The sequence below is a fragment of the Parabacteroides sp. AF18-52 genome (genome assembly GCF_003479145.1).
Classification (GTDB): Bacteria; Bacteroidota; Bacteroidia; order Bacteroidales; family Tannerellaceae; genus Parabacteroides; species Parabacteroides faecis.
Genome location: NZ_QUGR01000030.1, coordinates 1 through 23,192, shown reverse-complemented (window position 1 = coordinate 23,192; position 23,192 = coordinate 1). Strand labels below are relative to the sequence as shown.

Here is a 23,192-nt window from a genome sequence, read left to right as displayed (position 1 = left end):
AGTTTCTGCGCGATTTCAAGCGTCTGTTCCGCCGTGAAGCCGTGCTTGGCGTTGGCTTCTTTCTGGAGCGTGGTCAGGTCGTAGAGCAAGGGAGTTTCCTCCGTCTTCTCCTTGCGCTCGGCTTTCGTGACAGTGGCGCAACCTGCCGCCTTTACCTTATTATATAGTTCCATCGCCGGTTCTTTCTCTTTCCATTTCTCGGAGGATGAGAATTTCACGACTTCGCCGTCGCAACCGTCCGTTGCGATATGGAGCTGCCAGAATGCTTCGGACGTAAAGCGGCGGTTCTCCCAGTAGCGTTCACATACCATAGCCAACGTTGGTGTCTGCACCCGCCCCACGGAATACGTGCCGTGTCCGGCGGCGATGGATAACGCCTGTGTGCCGTTGATGCCCACGAGCCAGTCGGATTCGCTCCGCGCTTTGGCGGCGAGGTAGAGGTTGTCGTATTTGCTGCCGTCTTCGAGTTTCCGCAGTCCCTCGCGGATAGCTTTGTCGGTGAGAGAGCTGATCCACAGGCGCACGAAAGGAGTGGTGCAACCCGTATAGTGGTAGAGGTAGCGGAAGATAAGCTCTCCCTCGCGTCCGGCATCGGTCGCCACGATGATATGTTCGCTTGTGTCGAACAGTCTTTTGATGACTTTTATCTGCGACACCACGCCGCTGTCGGGCTTGTAACCTTTCTCCGTCCTGACCTGACGGGGGACGAGCGTGAATGTGTCGGGAATAATCGGGAGGTTGTCACGGACAAATCCGCGCACGCCGTAGCCGTCGGGCATGGCAAGCTGAACGAGGTGTCCGAATGCCCATGTCACGGCATAACCGCCTCCCTCGAAATATCCTTCCTCTCTCTTTGTCGCGCCCACGATGCGGGCGATTTCACGTGCCACGGAGGGCTTTTCTGCAATGATTGTCTTCATGTCTTCTTCTTTTTTGTTGATACTTTGGATTTTATTTTGGATTCAGTGGCGGACACGGGATTACATTTTCATGCCCTTGCCCGTTTTCTTCTGCGGCTTCTCCTGCTGCTGTTGCTGGCGGGCGTCCTTCGGGTTGGTCTGACCTTTCTGCAACGGCTCTCTCAGATTCTTTGTAGCCTCGTTGGTCTTGCCATCGTTGTTCACCGCCACCTGCGTGCGGCTCTCGTTGGACGGAGCAACCTGCTGTGCATTGTCAGGGTTCGTGTCGTAGCGGTACGGGCGTCCCTTCTCCGGGTTGAACTTGATATACATCGTGGCATGGAAGCCCTGCTTGTCGGTCACGTTCTCCAGCTTCACGGCTTTACCCGCCACATAGTCGGCTTTCTGCTGGTCGGTGAAGCTCACGCCGCTCCATTTGCTGATGGGGCGGATGCTGCCGTCCTCGTTCGTCCACGTGTTGCGGCGTTGCTCCTTCTTGGTCTGTGCGGCATTTTCCCCGCCCTGCGCCTGACTTTTCGATGTGTCGCCTTTGGTTTCCTGTGTCTGTGCGGTACGGGGCGACTTGCCGGTTCCCGGCACGAACTCCACGCCGCGCTGCTCCACGTTCACTTGCAGGGTGGTGACGAACTTTCTGCCGTCGTTGCGCTCGATGAGCTTGTCGCGTACGGGCAGTCCGGCGCGGAGCATGTCCCGCTCCTGCGTGGTGATTTCCGTCTTGCCGATGCGCTCCGGGATGCGCACCCTGCTTGCCGGAATGTCCGTGATTTCATTCGTCTTGCGGTCGATGCTGATGTAGGAGGGGATGATCTCGCCCGTTTCCCTGTCCACAATGTCCACGACCCTACCGAGATTGCCCGTTTCGCGGAGGTTCTTCCGGTCATTGTCGGAGAATTTGTGTTCCTTGTACTCATCCAGCTTCTGCTCCTTGCGGATGAAGTGCGGCACGAGGCTGATGTTTCCCTCACCGTCCTTCTTGAAGGAGAGGCGGGCGTCCAGCTCGAATGATTCGCCGCCGAAGGTCGGTTTGACCTTTACCAAGTCGGACTTGCCATAGTTGAGCATCTTCGTAAGGTCGCCGGACTTTTCAAGGTTGTCCCGCTTTACGCCCCATCTGTCCTCCAGCTCCTGCCAGTTGATTTTACTCTCGTCGATGGGCTGGTAGCCACGTTTGCCCTGCATCTGTTCGGATTTGTCCTGTTGCTGTTCTTTCCGTTGTTCCATGTTCTCCTGTTTTTGAGGTTCTTGTTTCTCTGTCTGTTGTGCTGCCATCTCTTCCTGCACCTTCTTCTCATAGTCGGAGGTGTCCACCTTGTGAGGGGCGAGCAGCTCCTTGTTCGCTTCGGGGTCTTTCAGCAGTTGCTTCATCACCTCTAAGAGATTTTCAGCTTGGTCTGCCGCAATGCGGTAGAAACCGAAGCGGCTGGGTTCCTTGCACTGCCGGAAGAAGTTCTTGAAGAAGTTGTCCAGCACGTCGCCATGTCGGTCGAATTGCAGGAAACTCTGCGCGTTCTCCGCTTTTGCGGGGGTGCGCTTGGGTGTGCCGTCCGCGTTCAGCCCGGCTACCACGCTGATCTCGCCTGTCTTCTCGTCACGGACTACCAGCACGTCCTTTTCGTCTTTTTTCTTTGCCATCTGAAAAATGTTTTAATGGGTTATTTATGAAAGAAATTATGGATACGAGCCTTGTAGAAGGCTATATCTTCCTTTTTGAAGTCCTTGATATGGTTGGAAAGGAATGTCAGCACGTCCTCCTCGCTGTAATAGGTCTTCTTGCCCAGCGTCTTGTAGGGCAATGCGCCTACGCTGCGGTAGCGTTGGAGGGTGCGTTTGCTTATCTGGAGCAACATGCACAAATCCTGATTGTCGAAAAGGCGGATGCTTTCCGTGATAGTGGGCTGTTTCCCCTCAGCCTTCATCGCCAGCAGCAGTTCGTCCTGACGGTCGAGCCGTTCCATCAGCTTCTGCATCCAGCCCTCGAAGTTGTTTCGTGTGAGCAGTTCCATGACCTATGTCCTCCTTCCTTTTGGTTTGCCGCCCGTGCGCAGCGTGTGGTTGTGGAACAGGGTGTCTATTGTCCCTTCCTCGTTCCTTACTGTGTTGTCCTCCAATAGCCGCAGTATCTCGGAAAGGCGGTAGCGGCAGCTTCCGCGTACCACCACATACTCGATACGGTGGTCGGTGCGCATACGCTGCATGGTGCGCTTGCTCACGTTGAGCATCTTCGCCGCCTGTGCCGTGTCAAGCAGCTTGTCTTCGGTTTCCCGCTTCCGTTTCTTCTCGTCCCTTGCCTCGCGGATGTACCCTGCGATGTTCGCAATCTGCGCCATCATCTCCTTGTAGGCGGAACTTTCCATTGTTATCACTTTCATGTTCAGTCCTTTCTTTTTGTTTCTGCGACAAAATTCGGCAATAAACAAAAGGGGCTTTAACAACTCACTACGTGACTCACGTAAGATTTTTGCGGAAGATGGCTCCGTAACCCGGTCAAACGGCGCAACAGGCAGCCTTTCAGCGGAAAACGATACGTCTTGTATGCCGTTTCGTTACCTTTGCGGCAAACTCTAAATGACATGAATATGGAAATAGTATCTATCGAGAAAAAGACTTTCGAGATGATGGTGGCGGCATTCGGCGCACTCTCGGAGAAGGTCGCCGCCCTGAGGCGCAAAAGCGACACGGGGCGCATGGAAAGATGGCTCACGGGCGAGGAGGTCTGCGGGCAGTTGAGAATAAGCCCGCGCACGTTGCAGACGCTGCGTGACAGGCGGCTTATCGGCTACTCGCAGATAAACCGCAGGTTCTATTACAAGCCAGAGGAGGTGAAGCGGCTGATACCGCTTGTCGGCACGCTCTATCCGCACGGCAGATGATTTGATTTATTCACCCACTGAATCCGAAGTTATGATGAACGAGAACAACGATGTTTTTACGATGGAAGACGAGCCGATAGCCTCTGTGGTGCAGGATATGCGCAAAGGCTCGAAATGGCTGTCCGCATTTCTGGAAAGCTACCGTCCTCCGCTGGACGGGGAACGTTACCTGACGGACGGCGAGGTGTCGGAACTGCTCCGTGTGAGCCGGCGCACCTTGCAGGAATACCGCAACAACCGCGTGTTGCCCTTCATACTTTTGGGAGGGAAGGTGCTTTACCCGGAAACGGGGCTGCGCGGGGTACTGGAAGCGAACTACCGCAAGCCGCTGGAGTGAGGCGGTTTCATGAAAAAGTAAACGGGTGACACCTTTTGTGGTGCTACCCGTTTACTTGTCTTATGGGGTATGTGCAATCAGCAATACCCGGCTTTTCCGTTCTGTATGAACATCACGTATGTCTGCCGTTTCTCTTGTGAGAGTGCCTTTCCCACCAGCCATGTGCGGAACAGGTGGGTGTTGTAGGTATTCACCCTGAAAGCGACCGGGATGATGATTTCAAGGGCGTACACGTCCGCGTGCAGCCCGTTTTCAAGCTGCATGTAGCGGCACACCTCGTAGTCGTTCAGCACGTCCGACTTGCGGACGGCTCTGATGGCGGCGTTCACTGCCGGGACGGTCGTATGGAACAATCCGGCTATTTCGGTGGCGGTCATCCACACGTCGTTACCGGTTACGCTGACTGCCTTGTCCTCGATGATGATTGTGTCACGTTTCATGGCTTTTCTTTTTAGATGGTGCAACCTGCAAATTCCTCGACGCCGTTCAATCTTGCGGCAAGGTTCTCCATGTCCTGATTGAGCTTCTCTTTGGTTATCTTTGCGTAAATCTGCGTCGTCTTTATGCTCTTGTGTCCGAGCATGGAGCTGACCGTTTCGATGGGAACACCGTTGGAGAGGAATATCGTCGTGGCTGCCGTGTGGCGGCTCTGATGCCACGTGATATGCTTGGTGATGCCGCAACGCTTGGCGACGGCACGGATACCGGCAAGGCACGTGTTATAATGCGGAACGGGAAATATCCTGCCGTCCCCGCACAGTCCCCGGTATTTGCCGATTATGCGGTTGGCGATGTCGAGCAGGCGGATGTTGGACACCACGCCCGTTTTCTGGCGGTTGATGTTTATCCACTCGTGTTCGTCGAAGTAGGTGCGGATATTCTCTTCCGTAAGGTTGCGCATATCCGCGAACGACAGCCCCGTGAAGGCGCAGAACAGGTAGAGGTCGCGGTACAATTCCTGTTTGGCGTTTTTCAGTTTCCCCTCCATCAGCAGGCGGATCTCATCTTTGGTCAGGAAACTGCGTGTTGTTTCCTCCTTCTTGATTTCATACTCGCGGAACGGGTCGCGCGTCAGCCACTCGTTGTTGATGGCGATGAATACCATCGTCCGTAACGGGCAGACGTACAGCCACACGGTATTGGTGCAGCAGTGCTTGTCCGTGCGCAGGAACATCTCGAAGTCGGAGATGAAAGCCGGGGTAAGCTCTTTTAGGGCGATGTCCTTCACATGGTAGCGGATGTCGAGGAACTCTTGCATGTGCTTGTAAACGGTGCGGTACTTCAGCAGCGTGCCTTTGGCTTTCATGCCTGCCTCCACCTGCTTCTCGTAGTCCTCGTTGTGCTGGCGGAACACCTGCATCAGCGTGTGGTAGCGGTGTTCCAGTCCGAGAAAGGCGTTCTTCACCTTCTCCGCCGTGACGAAGTTGTCACGCTCCATGATTTCCTGATAATGCCTGTTGATGCGTACCCGCATCTTGTCAAGCATACGGTTCGTTTCGAGTGCCGCCGTGCTTCTGCCCGTGACACGTCCACCTTTGGTGTCCCACAGTTTCGGATCGACAGTCAGTTTGCAGCTGAACTGTGTCTGGCTGCCGTCCACCGTGATGCGTCCCATGACGGGAACTGTCCCGTCCTTTTTCACTACCTGACGCTTGAGGTAGTAGATTACTGAAAATGTACTCTTCATTGTCCTTAATTTTTGGGTTTCAAAATTAGTTGGTGAAGAGTCCGGTGTTGGTACGCAAAACGGGGAGGAACGGCGCAATCTTTTTCCGTAACCTGATTTTTCGCATGAGTTATGGATAACTCACTATTCCTTAGAGCCTTGTTTCGCTATTCGTACCCGTTTGTCGCATTTTCGGGCATGGTTACGAACAAGTAACGTAGCGGCGTCAGGATTTGGCTTCGGCAGGGATTGTAATGGCTTCACGGATTATCGCCACTTCAACCAAAACCCTTGTAACTCAATTCTATCACTATATCTTTCCGCATTTCACTTTTTTGTAGTAACTTTGCGAAGAAAATCAACAAACAGAAAAAAGATTCATGAAACGACTACTGGTACTTTGCCTGTCCGCCTTTCTGGCAGGGACTACTTTTACCGCTTCTTCTCAAAAAACATTGATCCCGAACAATACGGAAGTTTTCAAATTATTTCTGGAAACACATGGATCTTACAACGAAGCTCTTTCCGGAGAAGCGGAACGGGACCGTTTTCTGCTGAATGATCTTAAAGTGGAAGCGACAGGAGCCGTTACTCCCTGGCTTTCTTATGCTTACCGGCAGGTTCTTTGTTACCGGAATGAATGGGTACGGGCAAACGGATTCGGTTCCTATATAGAGAATGCCTGGATAAATTTCCAGTTATCGGAGAAGTTTTCCGTGACAGCCGGGAAACAGGATGCTGCCTGGGGAGGATTTGAATATGACGAGTATCCTTACCGGATTTATGACTACAGCGATATGAACGACTGGATGGATTGTTATTTTACCGGAATCGGAGTCAGTTATGAACCCGTCGAAACACAGGAAATCTGTTTGCAAGTGACTAACGGCAACGAGAACCGTAGCAAATCTCCTTCATTCTATAATCTGGGATGGAACAGCAGTTATCTGGACGAAATGTTATCGCTTCGCTATTCGGTGACCGCCGGACAACAAGCAAAAGGAAACTGGATGTGGATGGTCTGGGGCGGACAACAGGTAGAAGCCGGTAAATTTCTCGGATATTTCGACATCATGTATACACGGGGGAAAATGGATCCTCTGGGATTGTTAGCAGAACAGTTTGAACCGGAAGATGAAGAATCGGGAGCCGAAATTGCCAATACCGGCTATCTATCCCTGGTAGCCCGACTAAACTATCAAATACATCCAAAATGGAATCTTTTTGTAAAAGGGATGTATGAAACAGCCTCTGTCTACAAAACGAACAACCTATTCGAATCCGGCAAATACCGTACTTCCTGGGGATATCAGGGAGGTGTCGAGTTCTACCCGCTGGGCGACGATAATCTCCATCTTTTCATTACCGGAACCGGACGAGCTTACAGTCTGACAGAAAGAGCAAAGGCGCTCGATGCCTCTGTCGAGAACACCGGACGCCTTTCCATCGGGTTTATATATAAAATACCTTTATTCTAGAACTGTAATAACAACGAATCCCCTGCCTTCATATCTACTGTCAGCATACCGTCGATAACAGGGAGGGATGCCGGATTCTGATTCATTTTGATACTCAGATTTGCCGATTGAGCGGGAAGCTTGATCCGGAATGTTCCCGGTACAGTTGCTTTCAATCCGGCTTCTGTCAGTTGACCTTCCGCCCATTTAGCTGAAACTTCGCCGCCACCTTGTACCTTTAAGCCTTTAAAACTACCGGTCTTCCAGGCAGACGGTAAAGCAGGAAGCAACTCTATATTTCCGGTCTGGCTCTGTATCAACATTTCGGCAATACCGGCACAACCGCCATAATTACCATCGATCTGGAAAGGTGGATGCGCACAGAACAGGTTCGGATAAGAACCGCCTCCGTTCACCATGTTCGTCCCCTTCTCCACACAAGGACGAAGCAGGTCTACCAGCAATTTATAAGCATGGTCGCCATCATGCAGGCGTGCCCAGAAATTGATCTTCCAGGCCATCGACCAACCGGTGCTTTTATCACCACGGGCCTCCAAGGTCTTACGGGCTGCTTCAGCCAGTTCAGGTGTATGCTCCATCGAAATTTCATTTCCCGGATACAGGCCATACAGATGAGAGACATGGCGATGATGAGGTTCTACCTCTTCAAATTGTTCCAGCCATTCCATGATACGGCCATCTTTACCGATCGTAGTCGGCATCAAACGGGAACGTTTATCAGCCAGCTCCTGACAAAAAGCAGAATCGACACCGAGAATGTTGGCGGCTTGAATCGTATTGGTAAATAACTCGCGAACGATCTGGTTATCCATTGTCGATCCGGCACAGATATGCACCACTTTGCCGTTCGGCATGCGATAAGCATTTTCCGGCGAAGTAGTAGGAGCCGTTACCAAATAATTACTTCGGGGATCACGTACCAACATATCCGTAAAAAACAGGGCCGCCCCTTTCATTACCGGATATACTTCTTTCAGATATTCTTTATCCAGTGTGTATTGATAATGGGTGAACAGATGTTCACAAAGCCACGCAGCAGAGGTATTGGTCGCCCCCCACGAAGGATGCTCGCCCGGAGCCGTAAATTCCCATACATTTCCCAGGATATGAGTCACCCATCCACGGGCATTATAAAAGACTTTCGCCGTACGCTCTCCACTTTCTACCTGTTGTTTGATCCATTCCGTCATCGGAAGATGCAGTTCGGAAAGGTTGGCCACTTCTGCAGGCCAATGATTCATCTGAAAGTTGATATTCAAATGATAATCTCCGTTCCAGGGGGTATTGATCGTATTACACCACAATCCCTGAAGATTGGGAGGTAACGAACCGGTACGGGTCGAAGAGATCAACAGATAACGTCCGAACTGGAAATAAAGGGCACCCAATGAGGGATCGTTCCGGTCTTGCTGGAAAGCCTGCAAACGTTCATCGATCGGCATATCGTCCCTTTCGGAACGTCCCAGATCCAGTTCGACCCGGTCAAACAAGGAACGGTAGGCATTCACATGCTCTTTTCTTAAAGTCGGATAATCTTTTCTTTCCGATTCAGCCAACAGCGAGAATATCTGATCCTCGAATCCTTCATTCTTATAATTGGTAGCCATGCTTACCAGAAGAATAGCCTCGGAAGCATTCTGAACAGTCAGCGAACTATCCCCGGGGATAAGCGAGCCTCCTTTCGGCAGGACGACACGTACACGTGCCGCATATTTGGTACCTTTCATCTCCAATGTATCCACACCGTCGGGCAACTGGCCTTTCATCAGCAAGTCTTTGCCGTCGACCGACAATGCATAATGCTCGGGACGGTTCATACCTACCGTGAAATTAAGCGCCTTATCAGCATCCGCCACCAGATGTACCACCCCCAGATCTCCGGAAAAAGAGGTAAACGATTCACGGCTGTAGTTCACTTTTCCTTTACGGAATGAAGTTGAAGCGATCGCATCATTCAGATTCAGTTCCCTCCGGTAAGCAGCCACCGAATCCGAATCACCAACATAGATATAATCCAGAACGAGATTTCCCAGCAACTGATAACTGCCATACGGTACATTGGCACCTTGCCCCTGACCGCTACCCGCACCTTTACAAACAAAAGTACGATACATCAGGTCCTGTGCTTCGTCATTCTTTCCTTCAAAGAGCAGACGACGTATGTTCGCCAGTGACCATACAGCTTGCGGATTATCCGTATCCTGTTTACTTCCCGACCACATGGATATTTCATTCAACAGAATGTTCTCCTTGTCGACCCCGCCGTCAGGCATCATTCCCAAACGGCCGTTTCCCAATGGTAGTGTTTCCTCCCAGATACGGGCAGGTTCATCAAAATGATAAGCAATCTTGTTGGCTGTTTTCATTTCCGGCATATCGCAGGCTGTCAGTAAGACCAATAAGACGGCAACAGAAGGACGAATCATCTTCCGCCCTATCTCCTTTAATCGAATTGAGTTCATAGTATTATAAAATAAAAATAATTATTCTAATCCGGTATCAGAAACTCTGCATATCACACAGTCTCTTATAATACCCATTCAAATTCAACAGTTCTTCATGGCGTCCGCGTTCCACGATCTCTCCCTCATGCATCACGCATATTTCGTCCGCATTACGGATCGTAGAAAGACGGTGGGCGATAACGATAGTGGTACGGTTACGCATCAGGTTCTCCAGAGCTTCCTGGACAAGGCGTTCCGACTCCGTATCCAATGCTGAAGTTGCTTCATCGAGGATCAGTATCGGTGGGTTCTTCAATATAGCACGGGCAATACTGATACGCTGCCGTTGTCCGCCGGACAGTTTTCCTCCGCGGTCACCGATATTTGTGTTATATCCTTCTTCACTTGCCATGATAAACTCGTGGGCATTTGCAATACGGGCAGCTTCCTGAACCTGCTCCGGTGTCGCACCTTCCACACCGAAAGAGATGTTATTGAAGAAAGTATCGTTAAACAGGATCGCTTCCTGGTTCACGTTCCCCATCAGACCACGCAGGTCATACAGGGATGCATCACGGATATCCGTACCGTCGATGGTAATGCTTCCCTTTTCCACATCATAAAAACGGGGTAACAGATCCACCAGCGTACTTTTACCGGAACCGGACTGGCCTACCAGAGCAACTGTTTTCCCTTTGGGGATTTCCAGGTCAACGCCTTTTATGATCCAGTCATGCTGATATTTAAACCAGACATTATTATATCGTATTTCTTTTTGCAGTGCAATCTTTTGAGGATGAACCGGGTCGTTGATATCACTTTCAGCTTTCAATATCTTATCGATACGTTCCATAGAAGCTAACCCTTTTTGGATGGCATAAACCGATTTGCTTAAATCTTTTGCCGGATTGATTATACTGTAGAAGATCACCAGATAATAAATAAAAGTAGATGCGTCAATCGAACTGTTGTTACTAAGAATAAGAGTACCTCCATACCAAAGCACAATGGCAATCGTTGCTGTCCCCAGGAACTCACTCATCGGATGCGCCATCTGCTGGCGGCGATAGATACGGTTAGTCATACGGCGGAACTGATCGTTGCTGTTCTCAAAACGGGTCTGTATCTTCTTCTCGGCATTAAATGCTTTAATAATGCGTAAGCCACCCAACGTTTCTTCTATCTGGCTCATCAGGCCACCCCACATCTGCTGTCCTTCCAACGATTTGCGTTTCAGCTTCTTTCCAACCTGTCCCATGATATAACCGGCTACCGGCAGGAGTATCAGGACGAAGATCGTCAGTTGCCAACTGATCACGATCATACCGATCAGATAGATGATGATCAGAATCGGATTCTTGAACAACATATCCAAAGAACTCATGATGGATGCTTCCACTTCATTCACATCACCGGACACACGGGCGATGATGTCTCCCTTACGTTCTTCCGAGAAAAAACCTAACGGCAGTTCGGTTATTTTCTTATTGATCTGGTTACGAATATCACGGACAACCCCTGTACGGATAGGAATCATTGTAAAAAAAGCCATGTACATAGTACCCACCTTCAAAAAAGTGGAGATAATAAGGAAGGCTCCCAAAACGATCAAAGTAAACGAACCGCCTTCCTTTTCGATCAGGTCGCTGACGAACCAAAAGAAATTGTTTTTTATCAATTCGGGAGTACCTTTCCAGCTTTCCCATGTCCAGGGATCAAAGACCCAGGCTTTGTAAGAATACACATCATCATTCAGCTTGAACAATATATTCAAAATAGGAATGATCAGTGCGAAAGAGAAAAGATTCAGTATGGCAGACAATATGTTGAATACAATATTCAACACCATATACTTCTTATAAGGAGGTACAAAACGCCTTAATATGCGTAGAAAATCTTTCATGTTTATTTAGTCGATTGGATTCGGCGCGCAAGTTACTCATAAAAAACAGGTGGTGCAACGTTTATTACGATCTTTGCATCTATTAGATATAACACTACACAAACAACATTATTATGGATAAAGCAAAACAATTGTTCCTGATCAGTATGAATAAACTTCTGGCAGGACTTCTCACATTACTGGGTTTCTCACTGGCAGCCTGCGATAAAGGGGGAACTTGCGAATACGGCTCTCCTTACGCCGATTATGAGATCAAAGGGAAAGTGGTAGACAACCAAGGCTACCCGATCGCGAACATACAAATAGAGATCAGCGATTCTATCCCTGAAAACGGATGGATGCAGAAAGATACGCTTTACACCGATTCAGACGGGAAATTTCAGTGGAAAAGAGGAGATTTTCCGAGAAATACCTTCCAACTGATTTCCAGAGATATCGATGAAGAAGATAACGGCGGCCAGTTCGTCACCAAGACCTCTTTCGTCTCATTCAGAAATGCAGATTTTAAAGGAGGAGGCACCTGGTATGAAGGAGCCGCTTCGCAGGAAACGGAAATAACGCTCGACCGATATGTCGACACACATAAGGCGCCCCATGCTTTTTATACGATCCATGGACAGGTCACAAACGACGAAGGTCATCCGATGGGTGCCATAGTCATCAGCACTACCCCCTCCCTGCTGCCGAATGTCCCTGGCAATGCTTCAAAATATCTGGCTATTACAAACGAATATGGCATGTACAGTTTCACATGCGACCTGGAGGCGATAGAAGAATACACGATCGAAACATCGCCTTTAGAAGGATACGGGAATTCCTATGAAATGAAATCAGAAATTATTAACTTTGCAGAAATTGAATTGTCAGGGGGTAAAGGGATGTTGATCGGAAAAGGATCAAAAGAAGTAAACTTCACTCTGAAAAAGAAATAGTAACTAAAAACGATAAGGATGGACAAACGCCCCGGATTTCGTAAGCGCATCGCTCTGGAACTCGCCCGAAGCATCAGGAGGAACAAAGCCAAATTACACGAACTACGCACGCTCTTTTGGGAATGTACGCTTCGATGCAATGCATCCTGCCGTCATTGCGGCAGCGATTGCCATGTATCGGCAGGCATGAAGGATATGCCGATGGAGGATTTTCTGAAAGTAGTGGATGATATCACCCCCTTCGTGGAACCGAATAAGGTGTTGGTTATCTTTACCGGAGGCGAAGCGCTGGTGCGCAAAGATATCGAGACCTGCGGGATGGAACTTTACCGCCGGGGTTATCCCTGGGGAATCGTTTCAAACGGCCTGTTGCTGACCCGCGAACGGCTCGATTCGTTATTGGCTTCCGGACTTCATTCGGCAACAATCAGCCTCGACGGCTTTGAAGAAGCACACAACTGGTTGCGCCGTCACCCGAAAAGCTTCGAAAATGCAGTCAATGCCATCTGCATGCTGGCGGAAGAAAAGGAAATCATCTGGGATGTCGTAACCTGCGTCAATCAGAAAAATTTCAAGGACCTGAAACTTTTCAAGGAGTTCCTGGTTGAAATGGGAGTTAAGCAATGGCGGCTATTTACGATCTTCCCGGTCGGACGTGCCGCCGAAGAAGCAGAGTTGCAACTGGACAACGAACAGTTTACCTGGCTGCTCAACTTCATCCGTTACTGCCGGAAAGAAGGAAAGATACAGGTCAGCTACGGATGTGAAGGTTTTCTCGGAAACTACGAAGCGGAAGTACGCGATTCGATCTTCCAATGCAACGCAGGTATCAGCACAGCATCGGTTCTGGCGGATGGTTCCATTTCCGGTTGTCCGAGTATCCGTGCCAACTTCCATCAGGGAAATATCTACAAAGACAAATTCATCGACATCTGGAACAATGAGTTCAAGCCTTACCGTAACCGCAAATGGACCCGCAAAGGCCAGTGTGCCGACTGCAAAATGTACAGATACTGTGAAGGTAACGGCATGCACTTATATGATGATGACGGCAACCTGCTGTTTTGCCATTATAACAGGATCAAGTAAACTTTTTCCAGTTGACAGTTGACAAGTGACAGTTGACAGTTAGGCTTCGCGCTCGGTAAATTAAGTCGGCTGAAAGCCGAAAAAACTGTCATCTGTCAACTGTCACTTGTCAACTGGAAAAGGGGGGTCTATTTCAGACAAAAACCGAAATAAATAATTTTGCAGCAATAGCCTTTGGTACAATATCCCATCTTTTTCCTATCTTTATCCCCCGAATAAACTTCTAAAACATTTATACATGAAAAACTCGCTTATCCTTTGTGCCCTGCTAACGCTAGGCCCGGTCTGTTACGCGCAGCAATCGGATTATAAAGTTACCACCGATTACACCGAACTAACCGACACCAAGCCACACGATAGTGAGGCTGTCTGGAATAAAATAACCACACCTACGCAACTAAGCTGGGCAAGTACGGATGTACGTTATCCGAAACTCAGCATCCCGACCGTTACTAAAAATTCCCGCTGGCAGACAAAAGCCTGGAAAGGGGAACGGGTGAATGCACAGGCTGTTCTATGGACTACCAACGACCTGTCGGATGCGACCATCACAGTCAGTGAGCTGAAGAACGGCTCGTCAGTCATCCCGGCCTCTGCCGTCACAACCAATTTCGTACGCTACGTCATGACCGACGAATTGAATAAAGAACGTAACGGCGGCTGCGGACACCGTGAAAATAAAGCAGAATGGGATTCTTCGATTGTTGCCGACGTGCTTGATATCGTAAAAATGCACGACATCAAGGCCCGTACGACACAACCTATCTGGATGAATGTATGGGTACCGTCGGATGCACGTCCCGGAAAATATAAAGGAACGCTGACCGTTTCAGGTAAAAACTTCCAGCCGATGAACCTGCAGGTTGAAATAGACGTCCTGAACCGTACCTTGCCTGAACCGCAGGACTGGAAATTCCATCTGGATTTGTGGCAAAACCCATACTCCGTTGCCCGTTTCTACAACGTGCCTCTCTGGAGCAAGGAACATTTCGATGCAATGCTTCCGATCATGAAGATGCTGGCTAACGCCGGACAACGTGCCATCACGACCAGTATCATGCACAAACCGTGGGCCGGACAGACGGAAGATCATTTCGACAGTATGGTATTCCGCATGAAAAAGATCGACGGCACATGGGAATACGATTATACGGTCTTCGATAAATGGGTCGAATTTATGATGAACGAAGTGGGTATTAAGGATCTGATCAGCTGCTATACGATGATCCCGTGGGCGCTCAGCTTCGACTATTACGACCAGGCAACCAACCGCATCCAGTTCATCGAAGCCAAACCGGGTGATGCAGCTTACGCCGACTACTGGGGTTCTTTCCTGAAAGATTTCTCCCGCCACCTGCGTGCAAAAGGCTGGTTTGAAAAGACTGCGATTTCTATGGATGAACGTCCGTTGGAAGCCATGCAAGAAGCCATCAAGGTGATCAAGCAAGCTGACCCTGAATTTAAGATCACGCTGGCTGGAAACTATCATAAAGAGATACAAGGCGACCTGTATTACCTGAGTATCCCCTACGGCCACAAATTCCCGGAAGACGTAAAAGCTGAACGCGACCGCAAAGGCCAGATCAGTACCGTTTACACTTGCTGCTCGGAGGCTTTCCCGAATACATTTACCTTCTCTGAGCCGGCAGAAGCTCCGTGGACAATCCTGCACGCTGTTGCCGGAGGTTACGACGGTTATCTGCGCTGGGCTGTCAACAGCTGGACAAAAGATCCGTTGCGCGACTCCCGCTTCCGTACCTGGGCTGCCGGCGATACGTACAGTATCTATCCGGGTCCTCGCAGCAGTATCCGTTTCGAACGCCTGGTAGAAGGTCTTCAGGATGCAGAAAAGATCCGTATCCTCCGCGAAGAGTTGAAAGGCGGCAAACTGGAAAAATTGAACAAGACTGTTGCCATGTTTACCCCGGAAGGGTTGGCTGAAACACAAAAGTCGGCTACGGAAATGGTGAACGAATTGAACAAGGTGCTGAATTCGTATTGATAAATTATTCCTCAAAAAATAATGAGAAGCCGGTGTGTCATTAGGGTTAACGCACCGGCTTTTTATTTAAGAAATATATATCCTATTATATTCGGAAAAAGCCGGAGATATTCTAAAAAGCCAAAAGCCCTATGAGATAAAAGCATAAATTTTTCTGATAAAGATTACATCTATTTCATTGCAGGCTTTAATTATTACCGTATATTTGTCGTGCATTTCATTAAATCCTTAGAGACGGGAAATCCCGCCTATTTTCGTAGCGGGCATTTTTATGCCCGCCTGCGACCATTCTATATGGCGGTTCCGTACCCCCGTGTAGAATGTCAATGCATCTACTGTCTTCTAAGGAATGATGAAATGCAACGGGACAGGCGGAACCGCTCTTATATTCAGAAAATATTCGCCTTCACATCTAATATTAATAGGTATGGAAACAGATTTTTTAACTGTCCAACAAAGTGAAGACTTGCAAAAGCTAAGTGGAAACCCCTCTCCCCTTTCCGAAGAGGAACTAAAAGATTTTTACCTCAAACTGGCCCGTCTGATTAATCCGAGCGCATGTTCCCCTCATCGCAATGAATTCGAAGTATTGAACATACTCCGTAAAGAGTTGAAGAGAAACCTCGGAATATTATGTAAATACACGCAACATGCATGGGACGAAGGCATGCTGGAAATACAAACGGCCTGCGGAATCTGTTCAGTGCAGGATTCTATCCCCAAAAAAGAAAGATTAGAGATGAATGTTTCTCTGGGTAAACATCTACAATTCCTTGCCCAAATGGCGTCTGCCAGTTCGGTTATAAGAAAGATGCATGCAGAATATACCCGTCATTATATAAATGTGGAATATCTTTTGAAACAATTTTCCAAAGAAAAAGAAGACTCCAATAAGTGAAAGTCGCCTTCCGGAAATCCGGGAAACATTTTTTAACGGTGTAAACCAGTTTCCGGAAATCGAATAAAAGATAATATATTCTTTTCCTAACTACCCCAAAAAAGGTTGTAAGAAACGGAAATATCCTTTCACTTACAACCTTTTTTATTCTTACAAAGCTCTATTCAAACTTCGGTCTGGTCTTTGCCAGTTGACGTATCCTCTCCTGCAATGATGCAGGCAATTTGGACAGATAGTCATCCGAAGCTCCGATCTGGACAAAGTCCATCATTGTATACGAATCTTCATTTACGTTCTTCCAGTATTCCGGATTGTTCTGTTGTGCAAAGAACACAGGGCTTTTCAGAAGTTCAACACCTCCGTCGACGATCTTTTTCAGGACATCCTTCCCGTTACCGCTAGGATTTTGGATCTCAGACTTGCCTTCCTGGATCCCTTGATTCAACAAAGTAAACACCTTATAGACTTCGTTTTTTTGAATCCGCTCTTTGGGGGCAAAAGTATAAAGAGAATGTCCGCTCGCCGGGAATTTACTCCATCCGCCAATAAAAGTAATGTCTTTATAGGTGGCTTCGGACATCTTGCAGAAATCAACGAAAAAGGCATCCTGAGTATCCTGCACTTTACCAAAACTTTCCATTACCAGATTAACGACACAATCCCGCTTCCCGTTTAAGAAGTCAAGAACGTCCGTCACTTTTTTCTTGCGAAACTCTAAAAATCCGTGTGCAAAATAAGGCGTGTCTTTGTCCTCGAAACGGATTCGCAGATCAAAAAGCCTGACACCAAATTCATATTGTTCTTCGATAGTCAGATCCTGGCATTTTCCAGTAGGCCAAGCCAATACCTGAAGTGCGCCTATAGGCGTCAGGTAAGTCATTGAGTTATGGGTTCCTAATTTTATCATAATACTAGTTTTATCGATCAACAGTGCCTCTTCATATTCTTCAGATGCACGTCATTCGCATTAATAAGGCGTAAATATAAACATTCAAAGTTATATCTGTAACATATCCCTACGATTGTTATATAGCCTATTCATGAAAAAGCCGCTTCCCCGAAAGAGGAAACGGCTTTTCTTATGTTGTAAAAAATTATTTCTATCAAAAATCATTTCTCACGAATGAAAATATTGATCGGTGTCCCGGTGAAATCCCAGTTATCCCGTATCTTGTTCTCCAGGAAGCGTTTATAAGGTTCCTTGATCCATTGCGGCAGGTTGGCAAAGAAAACAAACGAAGGAACAGATCCGGCAGGCAATTGGGTAATATATTTGATCTTGATATACTTTCCTTTCCATGCAGGAGGCGGATAGTTCTCGATGATCGGCAACATGACCTCATTCAATTTCGCTGTAGGAATACGTTTCTGGCGGTTGTCGTAGACTTCTTTAGCTGTTTCCAACACTTTCAGGATACGCTGCTTGGTCAACGCCGAGATAAACAGAATAGGGAAATCGGTAAACGGAGCCAAACGCTCACGGATGGCATTCGTATAACTGTCGATCACCTGCTGGCTCTTATCTTCCACCAGGTCCCATTTGTTTACACAAACAACCAAACCCTTTTTATTCTTCTGCACCAAAGAAAATATATTCAGATCCTGACTCTCGATACCACGGGTGGCATCCACCATCAAGATGCAAACATCGGAATTTTCAATAGCACGGATCGAACGGATCACAGAATAATATTCCAGATCTTCGTTCACTTTTCCTTTCTTACGGATACCGGCTGTATCCACCAAATAGAAATTCAGGCCGAATTTATTGTATTTCGTATAGATCGAATCGCGGGTCGTACCGGCAATATCCGTTACGATATGACGCTCTTCGCCGATAAACGCATTGATCAGGGAAGACTTGCCGGCATTCGGACGGCCGATGATGGCAATACGGGGCAGTTCTTCTTCCAATTCCTCCGGTTTGTCTTCAGGAAGCGTTTCAATGATCTTATCCAACAGGTCGCCCGAGTTGGAACCGTTGATAGCCGATACACAGAAAGGATCACCCAAACCGAATGAATAGAACTCCGCAGAAGCAGCGTGCATCTCAAAATTGTCTGCCTTATTAGCAACAACAATAACCGGCTTCTTGTTGCGGCGCAGAATCTTAGCCACTTCAATATCCAGGTCGGTAATACCGTTCAATACATCTACGACAAACAAGATCACATCTGCTTCATCGAGTGCGACCTGTACCTGTTTGTTTATCTCTTCTTCAAAAACGTCATCCGAGTTAATTACCCATCCGCCTGTATCTACCAGCGAAAACTCTTTACCGGTCCAGTCCACTTTACCGTATTGACGGTCGCGGGTAGTCCCTGCTTCATCGTTCACGATAGCCTGACGCGATTGTGTCAGACGGTTGAACAGGGTGGACTTTCCTACGTTGGGCCTACCAACGATTGCTACAATATTTCCCATAAATTTCCTTTCTGTACGCTGTTATTAATCCAGCTGATAACCAAAATTCTTCAGAATGTTATCCCTGTTACGCCAGTCTTTTTCTACCTTGACAAACATTTCCAGGAATACCTTCTTATCAAAGAAACGTTCAATATCCTTGCGGGCCATCGCTCCGACCTTTTTCAGAGCCTGTCCCTTATGCCCGATGATAATCCCTTTCTGGGAATCCCGTTCCACAATGATGAGCGCTTTGATGTGAATCATTTCTTCTTCTTCCTTAAACAGCTCTACAACGACTTCCACCGCATACGGAATCTCCTTCTGATAGTACAGGAGTATCTTCTCGCGAATGATCTCCGTCACAAAGAAGCGGGCCGGTTTATCGGTAAGTGCGTCTTTTTCAAAATAAGGGGGAGATTCGGGCATCAAAGTCTCCACCCGTTGCTTCACATAATCAATATTGAAGTTCGAAAGCGCTGAGATCGGAATGATCTCTGCCTTCGGAAGTATCTCTTTCCAATGGGCGACCAGCTTTTCCAGTTCGGCCTGATTACTTGTATCGATCTTATTGATCAGCAACAGGACCGGACATTCTACCGTTTTTACCCGTTGAAGAAACTCTTCATTTTTATCGATTGTCTCAACGACATCGGTCACATAGAGTAACACGTCGGCATCACCTAGTGCCGACTCCGAAAAATTCAGCATAGATTCCTGCAACTTATAGTTCGGATGCAGGACTCCCGGCGTGTCTGAATACACGATCTGCATATCGTCGGTATTCACAATCCCCATGATACGATGGCGGGTAGTCTGAGCCTTCGATGTGATGATGGAGATACGTTCCCCCACCAGACGGTTCATCAGCGTAGACTTCCCTACATTAGGATTACCGACAATATTAACAAAGCCGGACTTATGCTTGTTTTCCATTATAACCCCATTTAAGATAAATTGCACCCCAGGTAAAACCGGCACCGAATGCAGCCAGGATCAGGTTATCCCCTTTCTTCAGCCTGTCTTCCCACTCCCAAAGGCAGATAGGAATTGTTCCGGCACTTGTATTACCGTATTTCTGGATATTGATCATTACCTTCTCCATATCCACACCCAAGCGTTTTGCAGTTGCATCGATGATGCGCAAATTGGCCTGATGAGGTACGATCCATGTAATATCGTCGTGAGTCAAGTTATTTTTCTCTGCTATCTCAGCAGCCACATCGGCCATATAAGAAACAGCATACTTAAATACATATTTACCATCCTGGAAAACGAAATGTTCACGATTATCAACAGTTTCATGGCTGGAAGGATATGCCGAGCCACCCGATTTCATGATCAGGTGAGAATAGCCTGTACCATCCGTACGCAAGATCGTATCGATAACACCGACATCTTCCATTGTCGGTTCCAGTAGGACGGCACCACAAGCATCGCCAAACAAAGGACAAGTCGAACGATCTTCATAATTAGTAATCGATGTCATCTTATCACCGGCAACAACAATTACTTTCTTATAACGTCCCGAACGAATATAGTTTGCACCTGTTTCCAGACCATACAGAAAACCTGCGCAAGCACCCTGCAAATCGAAAGTCATTGCATTCTTGCATCCCGTATGGTAAGCGATGATTGAAGAGGTAGTTGGGAAATGATGATCGGCTGTCGTAGTAGCCGTCAGAATCACTTCTATCTCTTCCGGGTTTACATTCGTTTTCTCAAGCAGTTGCTTCACAGCACGTATGCCCATGTAAGAGGTTCCTACGCCCTCTCCTTTCAAAATTCGGCGTTCTTTGATACCAACACGTGTCATGATCCATTCATCCGTCGTATCGACCAACTTCGAGATATCCTCATTTGTCAATACATCTTCAGGAACGTATCCGCCTACACCTGTTATAACCGCATTTAATTTATCCATAACTTAAAAAATAATAGAGACTATATCCCAATTAAAAAATTAGCCCTAAAAATACTTTTAGGGCTATTTCTTTCGTTTATCAGAACCTGTTATGTTCGTGACAAACTTACACAGCTGCTTCTTTTTCGATAGCTAATTTACCTCTGTAGTAGCCGCATTCGCCGCATACAGTGTGATAAATATGCCATGCGCCGCAGTTCGGGCAAATAGCCATTGTTGGAGTGACAGCCTTGTCATGAGTTCTTCTCTTGGCTGTTCTTGTCTTACCTTGTCTTCTTTTAGGATGTGCCATGTTTTAATTTATTTAATTGTTATCATTCTCTATTAAACCTTTCAGGGCATCCCAGCGAGGATCAGAATTACCGCTTACGTCATCATCCATGGAAATATCGTCCACTTCTTCTTCTTCGTAATCATCATCTCCGTCATCTGTACTTTTAGCAGTGTGCTTCTTCAGCTTCGTCGACATAGTCTTATTGCATTTGCCCGGAGCATGTACATGCTTCATCGGTACTGCCAATGCAATAAACTCATAAAGGAACCATGCCAGATTTATGGCACCTTCCTCTTCGGGTATTACTACCACTTCGTCGCTCTCTTCGGCATATTCTTTACCGAACTTCACTACCAAGCGATTATGGGTATCAACCGGAATCTCCATGTCGTCCAGACATCTGTCGCACGGAACGATTGCTACACCTTCAATCTGAAAGTTCATTTCAAAAGCCACTGACGTACGTTTCACCGTCAGGTGAACCTTGACTTTGCCCTTCTGGACTTCATCTCCGTCAATGTCCACAAAAAACTTGTTCTCCAGTAAATACTCGAATTCGTGTACTCCTGGAGCGAGATTTTTCAAATCTACATTATATAATTTAAATTTTCCCAAAGCCTTTTAGTGTAAAAACCTTGCAAAGGTACGAAAAAACTAAACACAAATGCAATACCTTTACAGTTATTTTTTATTATCGAATGAATTAGCCTCTATATTTCCGAAGCTCTATACGAAATGTCGTACCTTTTCCGACTTCCGAGTTCTTAACGAATATCTTACCTCCATGATAAGATTCAATGATACGCTTAACCAAAGACAGCCCGAGCCCCCATCCGCGTTTCTTGGTCGTATAGCCCGGATTGAAGACTGTTTTGTATTTTGATTTGGGAATGCCTTTACCTGAATCCGTAATGTCGATACGTACCGTCTTATCGCGTTCTTCTACCTGGAAAGTGATTTCACCCTGTCCTTCCATAGCATCCACTGCATTTTTTGTCAGGTTCTCAATCACCCAGGCAAATAAAGAATCGTTCATTAAAACCAATACCGGTTTTTCCGGAAGATGAGTATATATCTTTACTTTGGAAGAAATGCGCGTTTCCATGTAATTTAAAGCCGTACAGATCGAATTACTGATATTGACAGGCATTGGGTCCGGATTGGATCCGATCTTTGAGAAACGTTCTGCAATCATCTCCAAACGCTTCACGTCTTTTTCCATCTCACTGAGCAACGACGGATCTATTTCTTTGGTACGGAGATATTCCACCCACGCGATCAGCGAAGATATAGGGGTTCCGAGCTGGTGGGCTGTTTCCTTGGATAGTCCGACCCATACTTTATTTTGTTCGGCTTTCTTCGTGCTGGCAAGAGCAAGGAAAGCGATCAGGATAAATATGAATACAACTGTCAACTGGGCATAAGGATAAATAAGAAGCCTTTTCAGGATAATGGAATCATCATAATACAGATACTGGAAAGTTCCATCCTGCATATCGATCAGAATGGGAGGATTCTTACTCTTTAATTCACGTACCTTATTTTTGAGAAACTGGTCGACCTCCTTTTCGGGAAGTTCGATATTCTTCTCTGCGATGACACTATCCTTTTCATTACACCAAAGAACCGGGATAGTCGTATTACTCTCCAGAATTTTCAGGATAAGAGCCATATTCGACCCATTCGTTTCAGAAGCGATCATACGTTGCGCTTCTGCCCAAATCTCAACCTTCTGGCGTTCTTCCTGTGCCAAACTCTTCACAAGTTTATCAGAAACGAACACAGATACGATCGCAATCAATGTGGCAATTAAGATAAAAAGATATTTCAGCCGTTGCCGGGAATCATATATACTGCTCATAATCTAAAATTCATGCTCAATGTATATTAGAACGGAAAATAGGATACATTATTATAAAAAGAAAGAAGAATAAAGATTCAATTTTAGAAAAAAGTGAACCTATGATAAATGCAAAAAGGAGTCCACTCTTTGGAATGAACTCCTTCTACCTTTCAGCTCTCGCTTACTAAAACGGCGGCTATCTACTCTCC

The 23,192-nt window shown here is 47.2% G+C and carries 22 protein-coding genes; 7 read left to right on the top strand and 15 right to left on the bottom strand.

All coding sequences use genetic code 11. From position 1 onward, the window contains the following. The 4 genes from DWX23_RS24485 to DWX23_RS24470 all read right to left on the bottom strand — a co-directional run. Positions 1–920 (bottom strand): DNA topoisomerase (locus DWX23_RS24485; RefSeq protein ID WP_233587775.1); only part of this gene is annotated, 920 nt, incomplete at its 3' end. A gap of 60 nt (positions 921–980) precedes the next feature. Then, entirely contained in the window at positions 981–2,552 is a 1,572-nt protein-coding gene (locus DWX23_RS24480; protein ID WP_004291455.1) for a DUF3945 domain-containing protein, read from the bottom strand. Between the two features lie 20 nt (positions 2,553–2,572). Next, positions 2,573–2,923 carry a helix-turn-helix domain-containing protein gene (locus DWX23_RS24475; RefSeq protein WP_004291454.1) on the bottom strand — a complete coding sequence of 117 codons (351 nt, stop codon included), beginning with the start codon at positions 2,921–2,923 and terminating at the stop codon, positions 2,573–2,575. Positions 2,924–2,926: 3 nt separating this feature from the next. Beyond that, the gene (locus DWX23_RS24470; RefSeq protein WP_004304264.1) at positions 2,927–3,289 is read right to left on the bottom strand and encodes a helix-turn-helix domain-containing protein; all 363 of its coding nucleotides are present in this window, start codon (positions 3,287–3,289) and stop codon (positions 2,927–2,929) included. 201 nt (positions 3,290–3,490) lie between these two features. Between DWX23_RS24470 and DWX23_RS24460 the strand changes: the two genes are divergently transcribed. Continuing rightward, the gene (locus DWX23_RS24460) at positions 3,491–3,790 is read left to right on the top strand and encodes a helix-turn-helix domain-containing protein (protein ID WP_004291426.1); all 300 of its coding nucleotides are present in this window, start codon (positions 3,491–3,493) and stop codon (positions 3,788–3,790) included. 31 nt (positions 3,791–3,821) lie between these two features. Beyond that, positions 3,822–4,127, top strand: a complete 306-nt coding sequence (locus tag DWX23_RS24455) for a helix-turn-helix domain-containing protein (RefSeq protein ID WP_004291424.1) — start codon at positions 3,822–3,824, stop codon at positions 4,125–4,127. Positions 4,128–4,204: 77 nt separating this feature from the next. On the opposite strand, the gene DWX23_RS24450 is transcribed toward DWX23_RS24455, so the two are convergent. Beyond that, complete coding sequence (locus DWX23_RS24450; RefSeq protein WP_004291423.1) at positions 4,205–4,567, bottom strand: hypothetical protein; 363 nt, start codon at positions 4,565–4,567, stop codon at positions 4,205–4,207. A gap of 11 nt (positions 4,568–4,578) precedes the next feature. Beyond that, entirely contained in the window at positions 4,579–5,814 is a 1,236-nt protein-coding gene (locus DWX23_RS24445; protein WP_004291422.1) for a site-specific integrase, read from the bottom strand. Positions 5,815–6,173: 359 nt separating this feature from the next. On the opposite strand from DWX23_RS24445, the gene DWX23_RS24435 reads away from it, so the two are divergent. Further along, complete coding sequence (locus DWX23_RS24435) at positions 6,174–7,271, top strand: porin (protein ID WP_122376428.1); 1,098 nt, start codon at positions 6,174–6,176, stop codon at positions 7,269–7,271. Here DWX23_RS24435 and DWX23_RS24430 read toward each other — a convergent pair. Together DWX23_RS24430 and DWX23_RS24425 are read right to left on the bottom strand one after the other, a co-directional pair. Further along, the gene (locus DWX23_RS24430; protein ID WP_199673387.1) at positions 7,268–9,697 is read right to left on the bottom strand and encodes a glycoside hydrolase N-terminal domain-containing protein; all 2,430 of its coding nucleotides are present in this window, start codon (positions 9,695–9,697) and stop codon (positions 7,268–7,270) included. The two genes, DWX23_RS24435 and DWX23_RS24430, sit on opposite strands and share 4 nt — an antisense overlap. A gap of 73 nt (positions 9,698–9,770) precedes the next feature. Beyond that, positions 9,771–11,618, bottom strand: coding sequence for an ABC transporter ATP-binding protein (locus DWX23_RS24425; protein WP_122376426.1), 1,848 nt, complete (start codon positions 11,616–11,618; stop codon positions 9,771–9,773). A gap of 113 nt (positions 11,619–11,731) precedes the next feature. Here DWX23_RS24425 and DWX23_RS24420 point away from each other — a divergent pair, with 113 nt between their 5' ends. From DWX23_RS24420 to DWX23_RS24405, 4 genes are all read left to right on the top strand, one after another. Beyond that, positions 11,732–12,550, top strand: a complete 819-nt coding sequence (locus DWX23_RS24420; RefSeq protein ID WP_122376425.1) for a radical SAM-associated putative lipoprotein — start codon at positions 11,732–11,734, stop codon at positions 12,548–12,550. An 18-nt stretch (positions 12,551–12,568) separates the two neighbouring features. Continuing rightward, the gene (locus DWX23_RS24415; RefSeq protein WP_122376424.1) at positions 12,569–13,639 is read left to right on the top strand and encodes a TIGR04133 family radical SAM/SPASM protein; all 1,071 of its coding nucleotides are present in this window, start codon (positions 12,569–12,571) and stop codon (positions 13,637–13,639) included. Positions 13,640–13,877: 238 nt separating this feature from the next. Beyond that, positions 13,878–15,641, top strand: a complete 1,764-nt coding sequence (locus DWX23_RS24410) for a DUF4091 domain-containing protein (protein WP_122376423.1) — start codon at positions 13,878–13,880, stop codon at positions 15,639–15,641. Between the two features lie 427 nt (positions 15,642–16,068). After that, positions 16,069–16,539 carry a hypothetical protein gene (locus DWX23_RS24405; protein ID WP_122354182.1) on the top strand — a complete coding sequence of 157 codons (471 nt, stop codon included), beginning with the start codon at positions 16,069–16,071 and terminating at the stop codon, positions 16,537–16,539. A 160-nt stretch (positions 16,540–16,699) separates the two neighbouring features. Here DWX23_RS24405 and DWX23_RS25240 read toward each other — a convergent pair whose 3' ends face one another. From DWX23_RS25240 to DWX23_RS24365, 7 genes are all read right to left on the bottom strand, one after another. Further along, positions 16,700–17,446: a hypothetical protein gene (locus tag DWX23_RS25240; protein ID WP_233587773.1), complete on the bottom strand. Its 747-nt coding sequence runs from the start codon at positions 17,444–17,446 to the stop codon at positions 16,700–16,702. A gap of 203 nt (positions 17,447–17,649) precedes the next feature. Continuing rightward, positions 17,650–18,963, bottom strand: coding sequence for a ribosome biogenesis GTPase Der (gene der / locus DWX23_RS24390; protein WP_122354170.1), 1,314 nt, complete (start codon positions 18,961–18,963; stop codon positions 17,650–17,652). A 24-nt stretch (positions 18,964–18,987) separates the two neighbouring features. Next, positions 18,988–19,878 carry a GTPase Era gene (era, locus tag DWX23_RS24385; protein ID WP_122354169.1) on the bottom strand — a complete coding sequence of 297 codons (891 nt, stop codon included), beginning with the start codon at positions 19,876–19,878 and terminating at the stop codon, positions 18,988–18,990. Further along, positions 19,862–20,866, bottom strand: coding sequence for a beta-ketoacyl-ACP synthase III (locus tag DWX23_RS24380; RefSeq protein ID WP_122376422.1), 1,005 nt, complete (start codon positions 20,864–20,866; stop codon positions 19,862–19,864). The genes era and DWX23_RS24380 overlap by 17 nt, the downstream gene beginning before the upstream one ends. A 106-nt stretch (positions 20,867–20,972) precedes the next feature. Further along, positions 20,973–21,158 carry a 50S ribosomal protein L32 gene (gene rpmF / locus DWX23_RS24375; protein ID WP_122354167.1) on the bottom strand — a complete coding sequence of 62 codons (186 nt, stop codon included), beginning with the start codon at positions 21,156–21,158 and terminating at the stop codon, positions 20,973–20,975. Between the two features lie 12 nt (positions 21,159–21,170). Further along, entirely contained in the window at positions 21,171–21,755 is a 585-nt protein-coding gene (locus DWX23_RS24370; RefSeq protein ID WP_122354166.1) for a DUF177 domain-containing protein, read from the bottom strand. 88 nt (positions 21,756–21,843) lie between these two features. Beyond that, on the bottom strand, positions 21,844–23,001 hold the full coding sequence (locus tag DWX23_RS24365) for a HAMP domain-containing sensor histidine kinase (protein WP_122376421.1): 1,158 nt from the start codon (positions 22,999–23,001) through the stop codon (positions 21,844–21,846). Positions 23,002–23,192: the final 191 nt, after the last annotated feature.

Excerpts from the sequence above, each read along its gene's own strand:
- DWX23_RS24405 (WP_122354182.1), top strand. The coding sequence starts at position 16,069 with ATGGAAACAGATTTTTTAACTGTCCAACAAAGTGAAGACTTGCAAAAG.
- DWX23_RS24445 (WP_004291422.1), bottom strand. The coding sequence starts at position 5,814 with ATGAAGAGTACATTTTCAGTAATCTACTACCTCAAGCGTCAGGTAGTG.
- der (WP_122354170.1), bottom strand. The coding sequence starts at position 18,963 with ATGGGAAATATTGTAGCAATCGTTGGTAGGCCCAACGTAGGAAAGTCC.
- DWX23_RS24435 (WP_122376428.1), top strand. The coding sequence starts at position 6,174 with ATGAAACGACTACTGGTACTTTGCCTGTCCGCCTTTCTGGCAGGGACT.
- DWX23_RS25240 (WP_233587773.1), bottom strand. The coding sequence starts at position 17,446 with ATGATAAAATTAGGAACCCATAACTCAATGACTTACCTGACGCCTATA.
- DWX23_RS24475 (WP_004291454.1), bottom strand. The coding sequence starts at position 2,923 with ATGGAACTGCTCACACGAAACAACTTCGAGGGCTGGATGCAGAAGCTG.
- DWX23_RS24420 (WP_122376425.1), top strand. The coding sequence starts at position 11,732 with ATGGATAAAGCAAAACAATTGTTCCTGATCAGTATGAATAAACTTCTG.
- DWX23_RS24480 (WP_004291455.1), bottom strand. The coding sequence starts at position 2,552 with ATGGCAAAGAAAAAAGACGAAAAGGACGTGCTGGTAGTCCGTGACGAG.
- DWX23_RS24470 (WP_004304264.1), bottom strand. The coding sequence starts at position 3,289 with ATGAAAGTGATAACAATGGAAAGTTCCGCCTACAAGGAGATGATGGCG.
- DWX23_RS24430 (WP_199673387.1), bottom strand. The coding sequence starts at position 9,697 with ATGATTCGTCCTTCTGTTGCCGTCTTATTGGTCTTACTGACAGCCTGC.
- DWX23_RS24365 (WP_122376421.1), bottom strand. The coding sequence starts at position 23,001 with ATGAGCAGTATATATGATTCCCGGCAACGGCTGAAATATCTTTTTATC.
- DWX23_RS24380 (WP_122376422.1), bottom strand. The coding sequence starts at position 20,866 with ATGGATAAATTAAATGCGGTTATAACAGGTGTAGGCGGATACGTTCCT.
- DWX23_RS24415 (WP_122376424.1), top strand. The coding sequence starts at position 12,569 with ATGGACAAACGCCCCGGATTTCGTAAGCGCATCGCTCTGGAACTCGCC.
- rpmF (WP_122354167.1), bottom strand. The coding sequence starts at position 21,158 with ATGGCACATCCTAAAAGAAGACAAGGTAAGACAAGAACAGCCAAGAGA.
- DWX23_RS24425 (WP_122376426.1), bottom strand. The coding sequence starts at position 11,618 with ATGAAAGATTTTCTACGCATATTAAGGCGTTTTGTACCTCCTTATAAG.
- DWX23_RS24455 (WP_004291424.1), top strand. The coding sequence starts at position 3,822 with ATGATGAACGAGAACAACGATGTTTTTACGATGGAAGACGAGCCGATA.
- DWX23_RS24450 (WP_004291423.1), bottom strand. The coding sequence starts at position 4,567 with ATGAAACGTGACACAATCATCATCGAGGACAAGGCAGTCAGCGTAACC.
- era (WP_122354169.1), bottom strand. The coding sequence starts at position 19,878 with ATGGAAAACAAGCATAAGTCCGGCTTTGTTAATATTGTCGGTAATCCT.
- DWX23_RS24460 (WP_004291426.1), top strand. The coding sequence starts at position 3,491 with ATGAATATGGAAATAGTATCTATCGAGAAAAAGACTTTCGAGATGATG.
- DWX23_RS24410 (WP_122376423.1), top strand. The coding sequence starts at position 13,878 with ATGAAAAACTCGCTTATCCTTTGTGCCCTGCTAACGCTAGGCCCGGTC.